Annotated in this window: 16 protein-coding genes; 10 read left to right on the forward strand and 6 right to left on the reverse strand. The window is 66.0% G+C overall.

Annotated elements, in window-relative coordinates; all coding sequences use genetic code 11:
• Positions 1 to 149 precede the first annotated feature (149 nt).
• Complete coding sequence (locus tag AB0M74_RS29845; protein WP_366529630.1) at positions 150 to 1,406, reverse strand: hypothetical protein; 1,257 nt, start codon at positions 1,404 to 1,406, stop codon at positions 150 to 152.
• Between the two features lie 243 nt (positions 1,407 to 1,649).
• The gene (locus AB0M74_RS29850; RefSeq protein WP_366529631.1) at positions 1,650 to 1,877 is read right to left on the reverse strand and encodes a DUF6196 family protein; all 228 of its coding nucleotides are present in this window, start codon (positions 1,875 to 1,877) and stop codon (positions 1,650 to 1,652) included.
• Between the two features lie 217 nt (positions 1,878 to 2,094).
• On the opposite strand from AB0M74_RS29850, the gene AB0M74_RS29855 reads away from it, so the two are divergent.
• Positions 2,095 to 2,676 carry a TetR/AcrR family transcriptional regulator gene (locus tag AB0M74_RS29855; RefSeq protein WP_366529632.1) on the forward strand — a complete coding sequence of 194 codons (582 nt, stop codon included), beginning with the start codon at positions 2,095 to 2,097 and terminating at the stop codon, positions 2,674 to 2,676.
• Between the two features lie 17 nt (positions 2,677 to 2,693).
• On the opposite strand, the gene AB0M74_RS29860 is transcribed toward AB0M74_RS29855, so the two are convergent.
• Positions 2,694 to 3,575 (reverse strand): cation diffusion facilitator family transporter, encoded by an 882-nt coding sequence (locus tag AB0M74_RS29860; protein WP_366529710.1) that lies wholly within the window; start codon positions 3,573 to 3,575, stop codon positions 2,694 to 2,696.
• A 438-nt stretch (positions 3,576 to 4,013) separates the two neighbouring features.
• On the opposite strand from AB0M74_RS29860, the gene AB0M74_RS29865 reads away from it, so the two are divergent.
• The 3 genes from AB0M74_RS29865 to AB0M74_RS29875 all read left to right on the forward strand — a co-directional run bounded on the left by AB0M74_RS29865 (position 4,014) and on the right by AB0M74_RS29875 (position 6,896).
• Positions 4,014 to 4,823 (forward strand): SAM-dependent methyltransferase, encoded by an 810-nt coding sequence (locus tag AB0M74_RS29865; protein WP_366529633.1) that lies wholly within the window; start codon positions 4,014 to 4,016, stop codon positions 4,821 to 4,823.
• Between the two features lie 33 nt (positions 4,824 to 4,856).
• A complete protein-coding gene (locus tag AB0M74_RS29870; protein ID WP_366529634.1) occupies positions 4,857 to 6,155 on the forward strand; it encodes a diguanylate cyclase in 1,299 nt (432 codons plus the stop codon).
• Positions 6,156 to 6,395: 240 nt separating this feature from the next.
• On the forward strand, positions 6,396 to 6,896 hold the full coding sequence (locus AB0M74_RS29875) for a CGNR zinc finger domain-containing protein (RefSeq protein ID WP_366529635.1): 501 nt from the start codon (positions 6,396 to 6,398) through the stop codon (positions 6,894 to 6,896).
• A gap of 55 nt (positions 6,897 to 6,951) precedes the next feature.
• On the opposite strand, the gene AB0M74_RS29880 is transcribed toward AB0M74_RS29875, so the two are convergent.
• Together AB0M74_RS29880 and AB0M74_RS29885 are read right to left on the reverse strand one after the other, a co-directional pair.
• Positions 6,952 to 7,659, reverse strand: a complete 708-nt coding sequence (locus tag AB0M74_RS29880) for a TioE family transcriptional regulator (RefSeq protein WP_366529636.1) — start codon at positions 7,657 to 7,659, stop codon at positions 6,952 to 6,954.
• Positions 7,660 to 7,893: 234 nt separating this feature from the next.
• Positions 7,894 to 8,346, reverse strand: a complete 453-nt coding sequence (locus AB0M74_RS29885; RefSeq protein WP_366529637.1) for a hypothetical protein — start codon at positions 8,344 to 8,346, stop codon at positions 7,894 to 7,896.
• 350 nt (positions 8,347 to 8,696) lie between these two features.
• Here AB0M74_RS29885 and AB0M74_RS29890 point away from each other — a divergent pair, with 350 nt between their 5' ends.
• The 5 genes from AB0M74_RS29890 (at position 8,697) to AB0M74_RS29910 (ending at position 14,023) form a co-directional block, all read left to right on the forward strand.
• On the forward strand, positions 8,697 to 9,866 hold the full coding sequence (locus AB0M74_RS29890; RefSeq protein WP_366529638.1) for a substrate-binding domain-containing protein: 1,170 nt from the start codon (positions 8,697 to 8,699) through the stop codon (positions 9,864 to 9,866).
• A 10-nt stretch (positions 9,867 to 9,876) separates the two neighbouring features.
• A complete protein-coding gene (locus tag AB0M74_RS29895) occupies positions 9,877 to 10,650 on the forward strand; it encodes an ATP-binding cassette domain-containing protein (RefSeq protein WP_328410091.1) in 774 nt (257 codons plus the stop codon).
• A gap of 32 nt (positions 10,651 to 10,682) precedes the next feature.
• Positions 10,683 to 12,101 carry an ABC transporter permease gene (locus tag AB0M74_RS29900; protein ID WP_366529639.1) on the forward strand — a complete coding sequence of 473 codons (1,419 nt, stop codon included), beginning with the start codon at positions 10,683 to 10,685 and terminating at the stop codon, positions 12,099 to 12,101.
• A 26-nt stretch (positions 12,102 to 12,127) separates the two neighbouring features.
• Positions 12,128 to 13,294: an ROK family protein gene (locus tag AB0M74_RS29905; protein ID WP_366529640.1), complete on the forward strand. Its 1,167-nt coding sequence runs from the start codon at positions 12,128 to 12,130 to the stop codon at positions 13,292 to 13,294.
• A gap of 285 nt (positions 13,295 to 13,579) precedes the next feature.
• On the forward strand, positions 13,580 to 14,023 hold the full coding sequence (locus AB0M74_RS29910; protein WP_366529641.1) for an Rv3235 family protein: 444 nt from the start codon (positions 13,580 to 13,582) through the stop codon (positions 14,021 to 14,023).
• Between the two features lie 33 nt (positions 14,024 to 14,056).
• Here AB0M74_RS29910 and AB0M74_RS29915 read toward each other — a convergent pair whose 3' ends face one another.
• Positions 14,057 to 14,494: a nuclear transport factor 2 family protein gene (locus AB0M74_RS29915; RefSeq protein ID WP_366529642.1), complete on the reverse strand. Its 438-nt coding sequence runs from the start codon at positions 14,492 to 14,494 to the stop codon at positions 14,057 to 14,059.
• A 109-nt stretch (positions 14,495 to 14,603) separates the two neighbouring features.
• Between AB0M74_RS29915 and AB0M74_RS29920 the strand changes: the two genes are divergently transcribed.
• Complete coding sequence (locus tag AB0M74_RS29920; RefSeq protein WP_366529643.1) at positions 14,604 to 15,620, forward strand: helix-turn-helix domain-containing protein; 1,017 nt, start codon at positions 14,604 to 14,606, stop codon at positions 15,618 to 15,620.
• The last annotated feature ends 7 nt before the right edge of the window (positions 15,621 to 15,627 follow it).

A 15,627-nucleotide genomic window follows, 5' to 3' on the forward strand; every position in this document is an offset into this window, starting at 1 on the left:
CAGCTGATCACCGAACCGGGCCAAATCCTCCTGAAACGACACGATCGCCGCAACCTCTCAAATCGAGAGTGTTGCGACGATCGCGTGAACCCGCCATGTTCCGGGCCGTTTCACTGCCATGTGGGAGCATTTCGGGCCCTTGCCTGAGCTCAGGATGCTGGATCCACCGATGGTTTCGGGTCGGTGTCGAGCGTCGGAGCTTCGGTCAACGCGCGGCCACCAGATCCACCCACTGGCAACCGGACGGCGCCGCTCGGGCGCTTGCGTGACCATTGAGCGATAGCTACCACAGCAGAGCTCACCGCTGTCACGCCCGCGAACCACGCCTTGGACGTGAGACCGGCAGTGGTATAGGAAACCTGGCGACGTCCGGGCACCGGCGGTGGGCCGCCGTTGCCGGAGGCCCAGCGCATCATCAGCCCGGCTTGGGTGCCTAGATCTCTAAAGGAGCCATACCCGAGCATGCCTCGCACTTCGGACACTTTGCCGTTCATGTGGACGAGAGCGAAGACAACGAAAAGCGCTACTGCTACCGAGGAAACCACAGTCAAATGAAAAAGTGCCATGGTACGTGCACGAAGGTTCACCAGTACAGTGCAGATGGTTACGCCGATGGCTACGCAGGCGAGGACGGGCCACGTGCCGTTGATCTTCGCGGCGGGCTGCGCAGATCCCGACCAAAGGCCCACGAGCGAACTGGATATCTGGAATTTCCCGAAGGCGTCCGATTTGATGGAGTCAGCGCCAAATTTGGTGTCGATCCACGGCTCGAAGAGTAAGCCGAATGTGACAACGTTCCCGGCCGCAGCGCATAGGTAGCCCCAGTTCTCACGGAGCGCGGTGCGGACCTTCACGACTTCGGCTCGATGTCGTCGGGCACGGCTCGGCGGGTCGACCTGTCGATGTTCATTGCTCGCCGGCCCGCCCGTTGGTCGCATCGCTGTCCTCGTTCGAGAGCGGTGCAAGTAAGTGTCAACGCTCGCCGGGTACTGAAACTTATCTGCACACAGGACCGTCGTATGCAGGTGCAGTGTGGTGATTTGCGTTGCGCGAGTGTGGAACTCATGCGTACATCCGGTGTGGTCAGGGTGCTGGATCGCGGGCATGCCCAGCTGACCAGAACAGTCGAATCCAGCATCTGCGTGGGAAGGGGGCACCGACTCCGAGTACGGAGCCGGACGGTCTGCCGTCGGATCAGTGTGCGGCGTACAGCGGCGGGCGATGGAGTACGAGTTTGGTGGTGTGTGCTTTGCCGCTTCCGGGGCGTCTTCCCACTTCGCGATCATCGTGGTGACGTGTTCGGCGGGGAAGCCCTCGCGGACAATGAAATCCAGCAATTCCGGCAGAACCGGCCAGACGTTCGAAACACCTATCTGTGGGGTCGCGTCGTTGGCGTACATGTGCATAAGCGGAACCTTGGTGCCGGGCGCCAGGTAGTAGCCGACGGGTCGACGGTTGCCGTCCGGTGCGAGCGCGCAGCGCGAGATCGACCCCGGTGGCGGTGGATATTCCCTCGATGACGACGTCGTAGTCGTGGCGCGGGATATGGGTAGCGGTCAGTGCGCCCTTCTTGGCCACGTGATGCGCTCGCGCACCGAGCTTTTCGGAAATCTCGAGACGCTCGCCCCGGTTGTCGACGTAATACGATTTCAGCGCCGTGCTGTACCGCCAGTCCAGGCGCGTGGAGGCCGATGCTCTGTGCGGGCACCGCCGAGGATCGGCACCGTGCCGCCGGGCGGGCCTGTAGGGCGGGCACCACACAACGCCAGGCGTCGGCGGGGTTGTCGCTGGCGGTGCACGACGAACTCGGCGGCGGCAACGACGCGACGCAACCGCTGTTCGGTCTGCTCGGGGGTTTCGACACTGACGTTGACCATGGTGTCGCGACAGCAGCGACCCGACCGAGCAGCGGCAGCACCCCGGGTTGCTCACAGACGATGTCCACCTGGCTCGTAGGGAGGCGCAGTGTCTCCGGTGGGCCGAATCGTGCAGGTGGTTATTGCCGGCCCGAGTGATGGGGGCGCCAGCGGGTCTGCCGGTCGCCGTGGCGGGCTCGGCGTTAATCTCTGGTCAATCAGCTCAACAGGAGGCGATATGGCGCGCGGACGGATCCGTGATCCGATTCGGACGCGAGCAGTGATCATCGACGCGCTGCTGGCGGCGTTGGATGCGGGGGAGGTGTCGCCGACCGCGAAGAGTATTGCCGAGCGGGCCGGGGTTTCGCTGCGCAGTATCTTCGTCCATTTCCCGGACCTGGACGAACTCAAGGCCGCCGCGACGATTCAGCAGACCGATCGCGTCGAACAGCTGATCGCCGGTGCCGACCCGGGGTTGCCGTTGCGCGACCGGGTCGAGGCGGTCGTGGCGCAGACCGCGCAGGTATTCACCCTGCAACGCCGGATCCGGGTGACCGGTCTCGTCGAATCGCCGAATGTGCCCATTATTGATGAGCGGATGCGGCGTGGGGATCGCTTGTTGCGCGGGCAGCTCGCCCACACCTTCGCCGTCGAGCTCGGGCGGCCCGACGGCGCCGTCGACGAAGAACTCCTCGATCTGATCGAGGCCACGGCCGCGTGGAGCTTTCGTCACCATCTCGTCGATCGGTGCGGGAGGTCACCGGAGGTGGCCTCCGAGGCGGTGCGCCGGACCCTGCTGACGCTGCTCGACGGAACGTAATGGGCCGCCGTCGGTGGTCAGGATCGGTGGATCGGCCCGTGGGAATCCGCGCAATGCAGGTCTGCCGGGGACGGATCGAGGTCCGAGACGTGGTCGACCTGCAGAGTGGTGTGTGCCAGGCCGAACTCGTCGTGCAGCGTTGTTTCGATCGTCGAGCGAGCCGCATGACAGTCGGCGCCGTCGGTGACGAGGACGTGTGCCGACAGCGAGGGCTGGCCGGAGGTGATCTGCCAGACGTGCAGGTCGTGCACCTCGGTCACCTGTGGGATGGTGACGATGCGCGCGCCGATGGCATCGGGGTCGAGGTGTGCGGGCGCGGCCTCGAGGAAGATGCGGCCGGATTCACGGACCAGCGACCAGCCCGCCTTGGCCATCAGGACTGCGACGACCAGTGCGGCGATGGCATCGGCGCGGGCGAAACCGGTCAGCCACACCACCGCACCCGCGATGGCGGTGCCGATGAAGGCGTAGAGGTCGTTGAGGATGTGCTGGAAGGCGCCTTCGACGTTCAAACTGGTGCGGTTGGCGCGGCTGATGCTCCATGCCGCGGCGATGTTGACGACGATCCCGACCAGTGCGGTAATCAGCACCAGCGGACCCGAGACGTCCGGCGGATCGATCAGTCTGCTGATGCCTTCGTACACGAACCACACCGCGAGCAAGAGCAGGGTGATCCCGTTGGCCTGCGCGGACAGTATCTCGACGCGCTTGAACCCGTAGGTGAACCGGCCTGCCGCAGGCCGCCTGGCGAGCCGGATGGCGATCATGGCGAGCACGATCGATGCGGCATCGGTGAGCATGTGCCCGGCATCGGTGATCAGCGCCAGCGAGTGGGCCAGGATGCCGACGACCACCTCGACTGTCATGAAGGCGACGATCAGCCCGAGCGCTATGGACAGCCAGCGTGGGTCGGAATTCGCCGAAACGCCATGGTCGTGACCGTGCGAGTGGTCATGCGGATGGCCGTGACCGGCCTCCTTGCCATGGTCGTGGCCGGTGTGCGGGACTGTCTGCACCGACCGCTTCGACGACACGCACTGTTCTCCCATAGTCGAACGTCCCTTCTGTTCACGGGCCTGCCGCAGGATAGGGTAACCCATCTTGCACGCATGCGCATGTATGAATATTAGGCGCGTGTCATGCAATCGCGCCAGACCCGAAGGCCGGGTGCCGCGTTCCGGCTCGTGCGGGTTCCGTGATCATGTGCGGTGCACCGGGATTGGCCGGTCCGGCTACTATGCGGACTGCGCCTTTCGGGTGATCGAGAGCACCGCATCCGGACGGGGCGGGCCGGCTCGGAGTCGGGAAGGTCCGATCGCGAGCGTAGAGGGGTTTCGATGGATAGGCCGGCGTGGGCGCCCGAAGGCGTGGATATGCAGCAGGCGAGCCCGGCACGGATGTATGACGCCCTGCTCGGTGGCTCGCACAACTTCGAGATCGATCGCAAGGCCGCCGAGATGGGCAAGCAATTGGTGCCCGACCTGCCGCGATTGGCGCTGAGCAACCGTGCTTTCCTGCGGCGGGCCGTGCGTTTCCTCGCCGATTCGGGCGTCAGGCAGTTCCTCGACATCGGCTCGGGTATCCCGACCGCAGGCAACGTCCACGAGGTCGCGCAGGCCATCGATCCGGAGTGTCGGGTGCTCTATGTGGACATCGACCCGGTCGCCGTCGCGCATTCGCGGGCGATCCTGCAGGGCAACGACAATGCCACCGCGATCGAGGCCGACCTGCGCAAACCGGATGAACTGCTGGCTCGCGTCCGGGACACCGGGGTGCTCGACCTCGACAAGCCCGTCGGCGTGCTGCTGATCGCGGTGCTGCACCTGCTCTCGGACGAGGATCGACCCGCCGACATGGTCGCCCGGCTCCGCGGGGCCGTCCCCGCCGGCAGTTACGTCGCGATCTCACACCTGACCTCGGCGCTGCGCCCCGAGGATGCGGACAAGCTCGGCGCCAACGCGGCCAACGAGATCCGGATCGGCATCCACTTCCGTTCCCGGGACGCTATCGCGGCTATGTTCGAAGGATGGGAGCTGGTCGAGCCAGGGGTGGTCGAGCTGCCCGCCTGGCGTCCCGAATCCGAGCGCGATCTCCACGAGGCGCCGGGCCGCTCGCTCGGCTTGGCAGGCGTCGGCTTCAAGGTCTGAGAGGGCGAACAGAACCGGCAGGGGGTTGGTGGCGTGGGGTTGCGTGAGTTGGCGGTGCGGTGGGCCGATGCACTCGACGGTGTCGTCGCCCCGACCCTCACGCGAACCCAGATCGAGGGATTGCTCGGCGAGCAAGCCGAGGCGCTGGTGGCCGCGGTGCAGGGGACAGCCGATGTCACCGTCGCGCACGCTGCCGCCACGGCGCTCGTCGCCGCCAACTATCGCGACCCGGTGGCAGTCAGCCGCTCGATTCCGGTGATCTGTCAGGACATGGTCCGTGCGATCCGCCCGACCCCCACCGCCCCCGACTACGAGCAGATTCGCGATCGGGCGATCATGGTGGCCGCCGAATTCGCCGCGGGCTTCACCGGGGCGCTGCGCAGCGCGGCGTTGGGTGAACAGGAAACCACGCTGGCAGCCGTGCTGTCGGCTGCGCAGGACGCCGAGGCGCGGCGACAGTTGTCGGAGGCCAGGTTCGAGGCGGTCTTCGAGGGCGCGTCGGTGGGCATCGGCACTGTCGATGTCACCGGCAAGGTGCTCGACGTGAATGCGGCCATGGCCGAAATGCTCGGGAGGCCCGCGGCCGGCATGCCCGGCCGTTCCGTGGCTGAGCTGCTCGGCCCGCAGAATATCGGGCACGCCTTCGCGGAGCTCGAGCGCATGCTCAGTGGCGCGATCAATCGCTTCCGTCTGGAGACCGGTCACGTGCGCCCCGATGGCACCGTGGCCAGCATCGACCTGTCGATGTCCGCGGTGCGCGACAGCAGTGGTCGGGCCCGCTTCTTGATCGGGGTCGCCGTCGATGTGACCGAGCGTAAGCAGCTCTCCGATCGCCTGTGGCACGATGCCAACCACGACAGTCTCACCGGCCTGCCGAATCGGGTGCTCTTCTTCGATCGGCTGGCCAGGGCCATACCGCCGGTGGGAGTGTGCTATCTGGATCTCGACGGCTTCAAGGAGGTCAACGATGCGTGGGGGCACACCGTCGGCGACCGAGTGCTACACGACGTCGCGCAGCGACTACAGGCTGCTGTCGAACCGACCGGCGGCCTGGTAGCCAGGATCGGTGGCGACGAATTCATCATGCTGGTCGAAAAGTGTTCCAGCCAAAAAGAATTGGATTCGATCTCGGACCTGCTACTGGCCGCTCTCGCCGCGCCGATGCAGGTCGCCGGACGTTCCGTAGCCGTCGGCGCCAGCATCGGCGCGGTGTTCGCCGAGGACCGGCCGACGGAGGTCGACGAGCTGATGCATGCGGTCGACTCTGCGATGTATCGGAACAAGGCCGCCGGGGGAGCACGGGGGCGCGGGCAGCGTTTCCCGCTGCCGTAGTGGGTGATTAGTGGTCAGCGCTCCGGAAGTGTCACCGGCGCACTGTATTCCGCGTCGCGCGAATCGCTGAAAATACTGATCCCCGCGGTCGCCACCACGGCACCGCACTCGCTGACCAACCACTGGCCGCAGACGCAGCGCAGGTAGCGAACGGGGCCGTGTGACGACACGAGAGCGGGGGCGGGCCAGGAGCACGCGGGGCAGGTGGCGATCATGGGTTCAGCCTGATGTAATGAGTCAGTGCATTTCAACCCTTACGGAGGCGCGGCGGCCGAACTCGCGGTCCGATTGGTGAATGCCGCTCCGGACCAAGATCTACTCGCGCTGCTCGACGCTGCTGGATACAAGCCGCTGAGCGCACTGAATGCCCGCCAAGACGCGGAACTGCGCCGTTGGATCACCAAGCTCGACGCGGCCTTCTCCGCGCCGAGCGTCGAGCTGCTCAACGCACTACTGGCCGAGACGACCAGTCGGCCGTACATCTCCACCCACGACGGTAGGAAGCCACACCTGCATTTCGCCCGCGAGACCGCGCCCATCGATGAGCGGGTGAAGGCTTACACCGCGGCAGGCCTGGCGGAGCTGTTCTGCGAAGATCCGGCCCGAATCGGACGGTGTGCTCGGTCGGGGTGCGGCCTGGTCTTCGTCGACACGTCCCGCAACGGACGGCGACGGTTCTGCTCGACGCGCTGCTCGAACCGTGTGCATGTGGCCGAGCACCGAGTTCGTCGCTCGGCCTGACGACGGGTGCGGACTGCGCCGAGGGCATCGGGTGTGGCGCACGCCGGGCGATACGTCATTCACGGTGCGTCAGATAGGAATTCAGCTCGGCGGCGCCGGCCAGCATGGCCCGGCCGCGTTGCGTGAGGCGGTCGCGCCAGTCGCCGAGGGTGGCCTCGAGTGGAGCCAGTCCGCCTGCGGTGCGTACTTGGGCGAGGAGCGGGGCGATATGGCTCAAAAGGTATCCGCCCCGCCGCAATTGGTGAGCCAGGTGAACGTCGCGGACATCGTCCGGTGTGTAGACGCGATAACCGGTCTCGGGATCGCGGTCCGGTGTGATCAATCCGGCCTGCTCCCATTTCCGCAGTGTCGCCGGTCGGATACCTAGTTGACGGGCGAGCGGGCCGATGAACATCGCTCCCGTGCGTGGCGAGCTCTGGAGATGTGGTGAGGTCAGGTCCCGCAGCGCCTTGTCGACCAGGTCGAGTGTCCTGCGGTCTTCCAGAAGTTGTGCGTGGCTCGCGTCGACCAGCGCGAGCGCGTCCGCGACGGCGTTGTCATTGATGGCCCGCATGATCGCTGTCGCAGTGTGGTGGCCGTGGGCCGGCACGAGGGCGGCGAAGGCGCGCAGCGCCTCGGCGTGCACGGGCGTGTAGACGCGGTATCCAGTGGGCGTGCGTTCGGCAGGCGGGAGGATGCCCGCTTCTTCGTAGTTTCGGATCGCCTGCGTGGACAGGCCGTGTGCCCGCGCGAGGTCGACCGGACGCAGTCGTTCCTTACCCATCTCTACCTAGTTTTGACGATTCTGTGCAATGAGCCGCGCTATTCGGCGCACGACCTTACATGTGCGCTCAACGATACGGTTGACGGCAGTCGAGTTGCGAAATGCGAACAACCACGACGCAAGCCTCGATCATCACGTCCGGATCCGACCTCGCCGACGTCGGTGCCGCACGACCTGGGAACCGACGCGCACCGACGCCCCGGCACGATCGAGGCGTCGGCTGCGGCACTCGGCTCAGGCGGAGATGATCCCGCTGTAGATCGAGAAGCTACGCCCCTTCGCCCGGCAGGTGAAGCTGCCATGGAACCCCGCTTCACACCTGGCCCCGGCGTGCTCGATGAACGGGCCCCACTGGCCGTCGCCGGTCCTGACGTCATAGAGGGTCGGGTTGCCGCCCGGCAGTGTGCGTGACGTGCCGCTCATGAAAGTGGGGTGGGCGGGCAGCGACATTTGGTCGATCACGATGTCGCGCACCGAGAAGAGGAACGGCAGGAACGAGTATTGGATCTGCATCGGGTTCGTCAGATCGCAGCCGACGGTGCCTTCGCCGGTCATGGCGCACTGCATAACGCCGTTGCTGAAATACGCGGTGTTGGCGTCATCGGCCTGTGCGGTACCGGCCAGCAGGGCAGGGGCCACCGCCGCAGCCGCGAACACACCGGTGAACCTCTTGATGATGCGATTCATGCAATCTCCTCGATGATTTCGGTGGATCGGATAAACGAACCCCGGGTCTGTCGATCGTCACGAAGTATTCGTTTCAGCTATCGGTGAAGATTGCAGGGGTCCCACTCGCGCAGTAGGGCAGGTGCGCATTCGGCGGGTGTTCGGCCGATATTCGTCGTGTCTGCGGCGGGGGGCGACGAGGGCGCATCGTGAGCGACACGCGCCGACATGTAATCTGTTATCAAATCGTGATGTTATCCGCGCCACAAGCGCCGCCGCCCAGCATATGTTGTTGCCCACAACATATTAGCTCGACGCAGTGCCGGAGTCCTTCCGACGGGTCGTCGGTTGTTCCAGGAAGGTTCCTCCAGATGCGGACTAAAAGCCAGGTCTCGTTCGGAAAAAACGGGCACGGACGAGCACGGGCCGGGATGCGGCACGCGGCTGTGGCGGTGGGGTTGGTCGGGGTGTTGGCGCTCACCGCCTGCGGTGCGAACTCCGCACGTAATGACGGCGGCGGCGAGAGCAAGTCCGGCGGTGGGAAGAACGGGACGATCGGGGTGATCCTGCCGGAGACCGCGACGTCGGCTCGGTGGGAGGGCTTCGATAAACCGATGCTGGAGAAGGCTCTGGGCGCACAGGGTTTCGATGCCGATGTGCAGAATGCCCAGGGCGAGGTGCAGAAGTTCACGACCTTGGCCGACGGCATGATCGCCAAGGGCGTGAAGGTGTTGATCATCGCGGCGATCAACAGCGAAGTCGGCGGCGCGGTTGCGGCCAAGGCGAAGAAGGCCGGGATTCCGACGATCGACTACGACCGGCTCAACCTCGGCGGATCCTCGGACTACTACGTCTCCTTCGACAATGAGCGAGTCGGGCAGTTGCAGGGACAGGGGTTGGCCGATGCGCTGAAGGACAAGCCCGGCGGGCAGGTGATCGAGATCGAAGGGGCCCCGACCGACAACAACGCCACGTTGTTCCACGACGGGCAGCGGAAAGTTCTACAGCCGCTGTATGACTCGGGCGCGCTGAAGCTGGTCCAGAGCCAGCCGATCGATGGATGGAACAACCAGAAGGGCGGCACCACCTTCGAACAGATACTGACCACGAATGCCGGGAAGGTCGATGGCGTGGTCGCCGCCAATGACGGCCTTGCCGGCGCGGTGATCACGGTGCTCAAGAAGAACGGGCTCAATGGGAAGGTCCCGGTGACCGGACAGGATGCGACAGCCGAAGGACTGAAGGCGATCTTGCGCGGCGACCAGTACATGACCGTGTTCAAACCGATCCAGCAGGAGGCCGACGCGGTCGCCGAACTTGCTGTCGCGCTCGCCAATAACGACAAAGCGGCGGCAGATGCCTTCGCCAGCGGCGTGAGTCGGGATGCGAAGGGCAAGCGTGAGGTCAGGTCCGTACTGCTGGAGCCGTTCACGATCACCCGGCCGGAGGTCAAGCGGGTGGTCGCCGAAGGCTATGTCCCGGCACGCGAGATCTGCGGCGGCGAGCTGCAGGCAGCCTGCACCGAGCTCGGCATTTCCTGAGGTGCCGAGCATGAGTGAACCGCTACTTCAGATCACCGGTCTCAATAAGAGTTTCGGACCGGTCCATGTCCTGCACGATGTGGATTTCACGGCGCCTGCCGGTGAGGTCACCGCCCTGGTCGGGGACAACGGTGCGGGCAAATCCACCTTGGTGAAATGCATTGCCGGCATCCATGCTTTCGATTCCGGGACGGTGAGGTACCGGGGCGAACCGGTGCATATCCGAGGTCCGAAGGACGCGGCGGAGCTCGGCATCGAGGTGGTGTACCAGGATCTCGCGCTGGCCGACAATCTCGATATCGTGCAGAACATGTTCCTCGGCCGGGAGCGCGGACGTCCGTGGCTGTTGGACGAGGCGAGTATGGAGGAGGCAGCACGGCAGACGCTGGCATCGCTGTCGGTGCGCACCGTGAAATCGGTGCGCACCCCGGTGTCGGCGCTGTCGGGCGGGCAGCGTCAAACCGTCGCCATCGCGAAATCGGTGCTCTGGAACAGCAATCTGGTGCTGCTCGACGAGCCGACGGCCGCGCTCGGTGTTGCGCAGACCCGGCAGGTCCTCGACCTGGTCCGCAGGCTCGCCGAACAGGGGCTCGGCGTGGTGCTGATCAGCCACAACATGGCCGATGTTTTCGAGGTCGCCGACCGGATCTCGGTGCTGTATCTGGGGCGGATGGCGGCCGAGGTACACACCAAGGACGTCACCCATAGTCAGGTCGTCGAACTGATCACCGCGGGACGTTCCGGTGACCTAGGGCTGGCTCGACCGGAATCCGCGGTGCTGTGAACGAGAGCGCTGTGCACGAGAAAGACAATGTGATGACGAATTCTTCCGCAGCCCCGACGACAACGGCAGTCGCCGACTTCGGGATCGACACCACGACACAGTCCACCGCGGATGCGGTGCGCGAGTATCTGTCCCGGCTGCGCGGTGGCGATATCGGCTCGCTGCCCGCGCTGCTCGGACTTGTCGCGCTCGTCGTCATGTTCTCGGCGCTGTCGGACGTGTTCTTCTCGCTCAACAACATCGCGAACCTGCTAGCGCAGGGTGCGGGGCAGACGATCATTGCCATCGGGATCGTCTTCGTGTTGTTGATCGGGGAGATCGACCTGTCGGCGGGCACGGCGTCGGGTGTCGCGGGCGCAGTGCTGGCGATGCACTATGTCGAGAACGGAAACCTGCTGGCGGGCATGGGTTCGACGGTGTTCATCATCTTCGTCGCGATGCTGATACTGGCGGCTGCCCTGGCCGGGCTGCTGCGGATCTGGCCCGGCGTCGCGATCTCGCTGCTCGGGCTCGCGCTGACCGTGTTCGGGTTGGAAGCGAATCCGTGGATCGAGATGCTGCTCGCCGTGTGCGTCGGTACGGCGATCGGCTGCATCACCGGGTTCCTCATCGCCAAGATCGGCATGCCGTCCTTCGTGGTGACCCTCGCATTGTTCCTGGCGTGGCAGGGGGTGATTCTGCAGCTGATCGGTGAGGGCGGCGTGCTGGGCATCAGCTCGTCCACGGTGCTGGATCGGGTGGCCAATGGCAATCTGTCGACAGTGGGCAGTTGGGCGCTGTTCGTTGTGGCGGCAGGCGGGTATGCGGCGCTCACCATCGGCAGACACCTCCTGCGTTTGCGGCGTGGTCTGGTCACCCAGCCGACACCGCTTGTGGTGGCCAAGGTTTCGGTGCTGACCGTGCTGGCGGCGGTGGCCACCGCTCTGCTCACGATCAACAGATCGCGCAATGACGCCATCGAGATCCGCGGTGTGCCCTACGTTGTGCCGATTGTCTTGGCACTGTTGGTCATCGGGACCTATGTCCTCAACAGAACCACCTACGGCAGGCACATCTACGCGGTCGGCGGCAATCGCGAGGCCGCGCGGCGGGCGGGTATCAATGTCACACGGATACGGGCGAGCGTCTTCGTGGTGTGCTCGGCGTGCGCGGCCATCGGCGCGATCGTGTACTCGTCGAAGGTCGGCTCGGTCGACCCGCAGGCCGGCGGCCTCAACACTTTGCTTTTCGCGGTCGGTGCCGCGGTGATCGGCGGCACTTCGCTGTTCGGCGGCAAGGGTCGGGTCGCGGACGCGGTGATCGGCGGCACGGTGCTCGCTGTTGTCGCCAATGGGCTCGGGCTGCTCGAACAGCCTGCCGCGGTGGTCGCCATCGTCACCGGTCTGGTGCTGTTGTTGGCGGCGACCGTCGACGCGCTGACGCGCCGCCGTGCCGCCACTACGGAAGGTTGAGTGCGGGTGATGGTATCCCTGAGGGCATGACCAGCCCCACCGTCGCCCGCCCTGACGAGTTGCGACGCGTCAACCGGGCGATCCTGCTGCGCCGGTTGCACGCGGGCGGCCCGGCCACGCGGGCGGCCTTGGCGACGGAACTCGGTCTCAACCGTTCCACCATCAAGATGCTGGTGGATGGGCTTGCCGAGACCGGAGTGGTGGAGGAGCGGGTGCCTCGGCTCGCGCGGGGCGCGGGCCGACCGTCACTGCTGGTGTTGCCGCAACCGCAGGCGGTGGTCGTGCTTGCGGTGGATGTGCAGGTGGAGCATGTCGGGATCGCGTTGATCGGGCTCGGTGGCCAGATCCTCGGTCGCGACAGCTGGAATCTGCGTGGGCGGCAACGGGAATCGAGCGAGGTGATGACTCACGTCGCGGAATCCGCGGCGTTGCTCGCCAGCGATCTCGACCTGCGTCCCGCCGCCGCCGGTATCTCGGTGCCGGGTGTGGTGCGGCGTTCCGACGGGTATGTGCACGACGCGGCCAACCTCAATTGGGTCGATGTCGCGCTCGGCGATCGGATGAGCACGCTGCTCGGCGTTCCCGTTGTCGTCGGCAACGATGCGGAGTTCGGTGCGCTGGCCGAGCATCTGCGCGGTGTCGGGCGCGGTGTTTCGGACGCGGTCTTCGTGTCGGCGGACATCGGCGTCGGTGGCGGACTGATCGCGCAGGGTGCGCTCTTACGCGGTGCGGCAGGGTATCTCGGTGAGATCGGCCATATGACGGTGCGGCCGGGTGGCCGCCCGTGCCACTGTGGCAACGAGGGCTGCTGGGAGACCGAGGTCGGTGAGGCAGCGCTGACCAGAGCGCTCGGCCTCGCCGCGGACAGCCCGCGCGGCGCGATTGTCGCGGAGCTGCGTGAGCTGGAACGCAATTGCGGCGCAGTCGACCGACTCGGCGAATACATCGACTGGCTCGCCCTGGGTCTGGTGAACGTGGTCAACATCCTCGGCCCCGAACTCGTCGTCCTCGGCGACCTGCTGACCGCGCTGCCCGATGCCGTGGTGGAGCATGCTGCCGGGCAGTTGCGTCGCCGCAGCATGGTGAGCCGGGCGATCGGCGGTGTCCGAGTCGAAAAATCTTCTCTCGGACCGGATCTGAAGCTTCTCGGTGCGGCGGAAGCGGCGTTCGAGGGAGTTCTCGGTACGGTCTGAGCGCTGATCCGGGCCCACCGCGACCGAGGCAGACCGTCGACCTGCTCGAATCAATACATGCGAGTATCAACGTCTTCGGTGCGCACCGCACCCGAGCGGTCGCTTGACCTGCTGACCTGCGGCTTTACTTGCATCGAGATCCGTGACATGCTATCGCGATTCGATCGCGGGGGTCGCGATCAGGGGCGAGGGGGTTGTATGGACGGGTATCCCAGGGCGTTGTCGCGCGCGCCACGAAGCGAGCCGCCGCTGCGGCCGTGCCGACCAACACGTCGAACAACGGGATTGGATGAGCTGCCACCGTCGCCACGCGAGCGGATGTGCCGTGCCCGTCCCGCGGGGGATTCGGCCGGTGTCGGCCGGATTGCCGGTCCGTCGGCGGCCGAGACCGCGATTTTCGAAGTGAACTCGGCGACAAAACTATTCGCGGATCGAACACTGCGACTCACACTCGAAGTGCTCGATCACCGTCGACCGGTCGCGCAGCTGGCCGCGGTCGCCGAGCCTCCGGTGCTGTCAGCGGTACGGACTCTGGTCAGAGCCGACCTGGTACCAGGACGCACCCTGGGCGCAGCGGTGCTGACCCGAGTGGACGTCATCATGGTCGATGCCGCCGCGGCGGAAGTGTGCGCCGCCTACGACCGCGGCGGCCGCCACTTCGCGCTGGCTGCCCGGATCACCCGCACGCGTGCCAAGGGCTGGCGCTTGAGTGCGCTGCGGCTGTTCTGACCACGAACCGATCGAGCGGCACGGCGTCGAGTTTCAGCCGTTCTGGCGGAAACCGCTGCCGTCGAACATTTCCTGGGCGCGTTGCGTGTCCATGTACTCGCGTACCCGGTGGATCCGGCCGTCGGAGAGTTCGAAGATGAAGCAGTAGTCGTTGTCGTAGGGGCGGCCGTTCATCAGGGTCGCTCGCATTCGGGTCTCGACTACGACGGTCGTGTCGGTCGCGGTGACTGCCGTGAAGTCCACTTGCCGGTCGGCCACGAACACCGCGGGAAATTCGGTGGTCAGGAAATGCACCACGCGGTCTCGGCCGACGAGGTGGCTGATGTCGTCGAGTGCGCGGGCGGTGGCGTTGTGGGGTGGGGCCAGCCATTCGATGTCGGGGGTGAAGACGGCGGCGATTCGTTCGGGGTCTCGGGTGGCGAACTCGCGCCAGGCCCGCAGGATGAATTCGGAGCTCGTCGTTGCGTCCATACGGGCAATTCTGCGTGGTGTGCAGCTACTGATCTCGCCATATTCGGACACGGTGGCAGGTGTCCGAATACGTCTGGTCAGTGGCCCCGGCTGCGGGCAGACTTCGGAGATGGGAGCGTTCCAGGCCGTCGTCACCACGGGCATCTATTGCCTGCCGCCGTGTCCTGGTCGTCCGCTGCCGTCGAACGTCGTGTCCTTTTCCTCACCGGCAGGAGCGGAGGCGGCAGGGTTTCGCGCCTGCCACCGCTGTCGGCCGTATCGGGCCGACTACGGACCCGGGCATACCTCCGAATTGGTATGCCGCGCTGTCGATCTCATTACCGAGGGTGTGCTGGACACGGGTAACGAGGCGGCGCTCGCCGCCCGGCTCGCGGTGTCGCAGCGGCATCTGCGTCGGATGTTCCACGAACAGGTCGGCGCAACACCCGATCAGCTCGCGCGCTCCCGGCGGGCCCATTTCGCCAGGCGACTGCTGGACGACACCGACCTGTCGGTCACCGATATCGCCTTTGCCGCCGGGTTCGGCAGCCTCCGCCAGTTCAATCGAGTGATGGCCGCCACCTTCCGCGCCGCGCCGCTCGAACTGCGCCGACGTCGACTCCGCGCGGATCGGCTTGTTGCCGACGGTGGACTCGCCCTCCGGGTGCCGTTGCCGGCATCCATCGACCTCGGTCGCCGGCTTTCGCAGCTGGCTCGCGAGGCGATCCGCGATGTCGAGAACGCCACGGCGACGGTCTACCGGCGGACGGTGCGTGTCGACGGCGATCCGGGCGTGATCGAGATCAGCGCGGCCGGGCCTGCCGACGCGCGTCTGATCGCCCACCTCCCGCGCATCGAGGGACTCATCCACCAGGTGGACCAGGTGCGGCGTTTCCTCGGTGGACGCCCTTGGGATCCGTTCGAGGCCGGTGTCCGCGCCATCGTGTTCGACCACGTCGGCGCGGCAGCTGCTCCGGGCGTCCTCGGTGAGATCGTCGCGGAGTGCGGAGCACCGGTCGCCGGGCTGGGCGAGTTCGGGCTCGGGCGCTTGTTCCCGGCACCGGCCGATCTGAGGGAATTCGACGGCGTCGACGCCGAGTGCGCGCGGGTCCTCCGTGACCTCAGCCGACATTTCGGCCCGCAGTGACGGCCGC

The organism is Nocardia sp. NPDC051463 (genome assembly GCF_040681975.1).
In the GTDB taxonomy this organism is placed as follows: domain Bacteria; phylum Actinomycetota; class Actinomycetes; order Mycobacteriales; family Mycobacteriaceae; genus Nocardia.

Bases quoted from the DNA above. Each gene is read 5' to 3' on its own strand.
- AB0M74_RS29845 (WP_366529630.1), bottom strand. From the start codon at position 1,406: ATGCACATGTACGCCAACGACGCGACCCCACAGATAGGTGTTTCGAAC.
- AB0M74_RS29850 (WP_366529631.1), bottom strand. From the start codon at position 1,877: ATGGTCAACGTCAGTGTCGAAACCCCCGAGCAGACCGAACAGCGGTTG.
- AB0M74_RS29855 (WP_366529632.1), top strand. From the start codon at position 2,095: ATGGCGCGCGGACGGATCCGTGATCCGATTCGGACGCGAGCAGTGATC.
- AB0M74_RS29865 (WP_366529633.1), top strand. From the start codon at position 4,014: ATGGATAGGCCGGCGTGGGCGCCCGAAGGCGTGGATATGCAGCAGGCG.
- AB0M74_RS29880 (WP_366529636.1), bottom strand. From the start codon at position 7,659: ATGGGTAAGGAACGACTGCGTCCGGTCGACCTCGCGCGGGCACACGGC.
- AB0M74_RS29885 (WP_366529637.1), bottom strand. From the start codon at position 8,346: ATGAATCGCATCATCAAGAGGTTCACCGGTGTGTTCGCGGCTGCGGCG.
- AB0M74_RS29890 (WP_366529638.1), top strand. From the start codon at position 8,697: ATGCGGACTAAAAGCCAGGTCTCGTTCGGAAAAAACGGGCACGGACGA.
- AB0M74_RS29895 (WP_328410091.1), top strand. From the start codon at position 9,877: ATGAGTGAACCGCTACTTCAGATCACCGGTCTCAATAAGAGTTTCGGA.
- AB0M74_RS29900 (WP_366529639.1), top strand. From the start codon at position 10,683: ATGACGAATTCTTCCGCAGCCCCGACGACAACGGCAGTCGCCGACTTC.
- AB0M74_RS29905 (WP_366529640.1), top strand. From the start codon at position 12,128: ATGACCAGCCCCACCGTCGCCCGCCCTGACGAGTTGCGACGCGTCAAC.
- AB0M74_RS29915 (WP_366529642.1), bottom strand. From the start codon at position 14,494: ATGGACGCAACGACGAGCTCCGAATTCATCCTGCGGGCCTGGCGCGAG.
- AB0M74_RS29920 (WP_366529643.1), top strand. From the start codon at position 14,604: ATGGGAGCGTTCCAGGCCGTCGTCACCACGGGCATCTATTGCCTGCCG.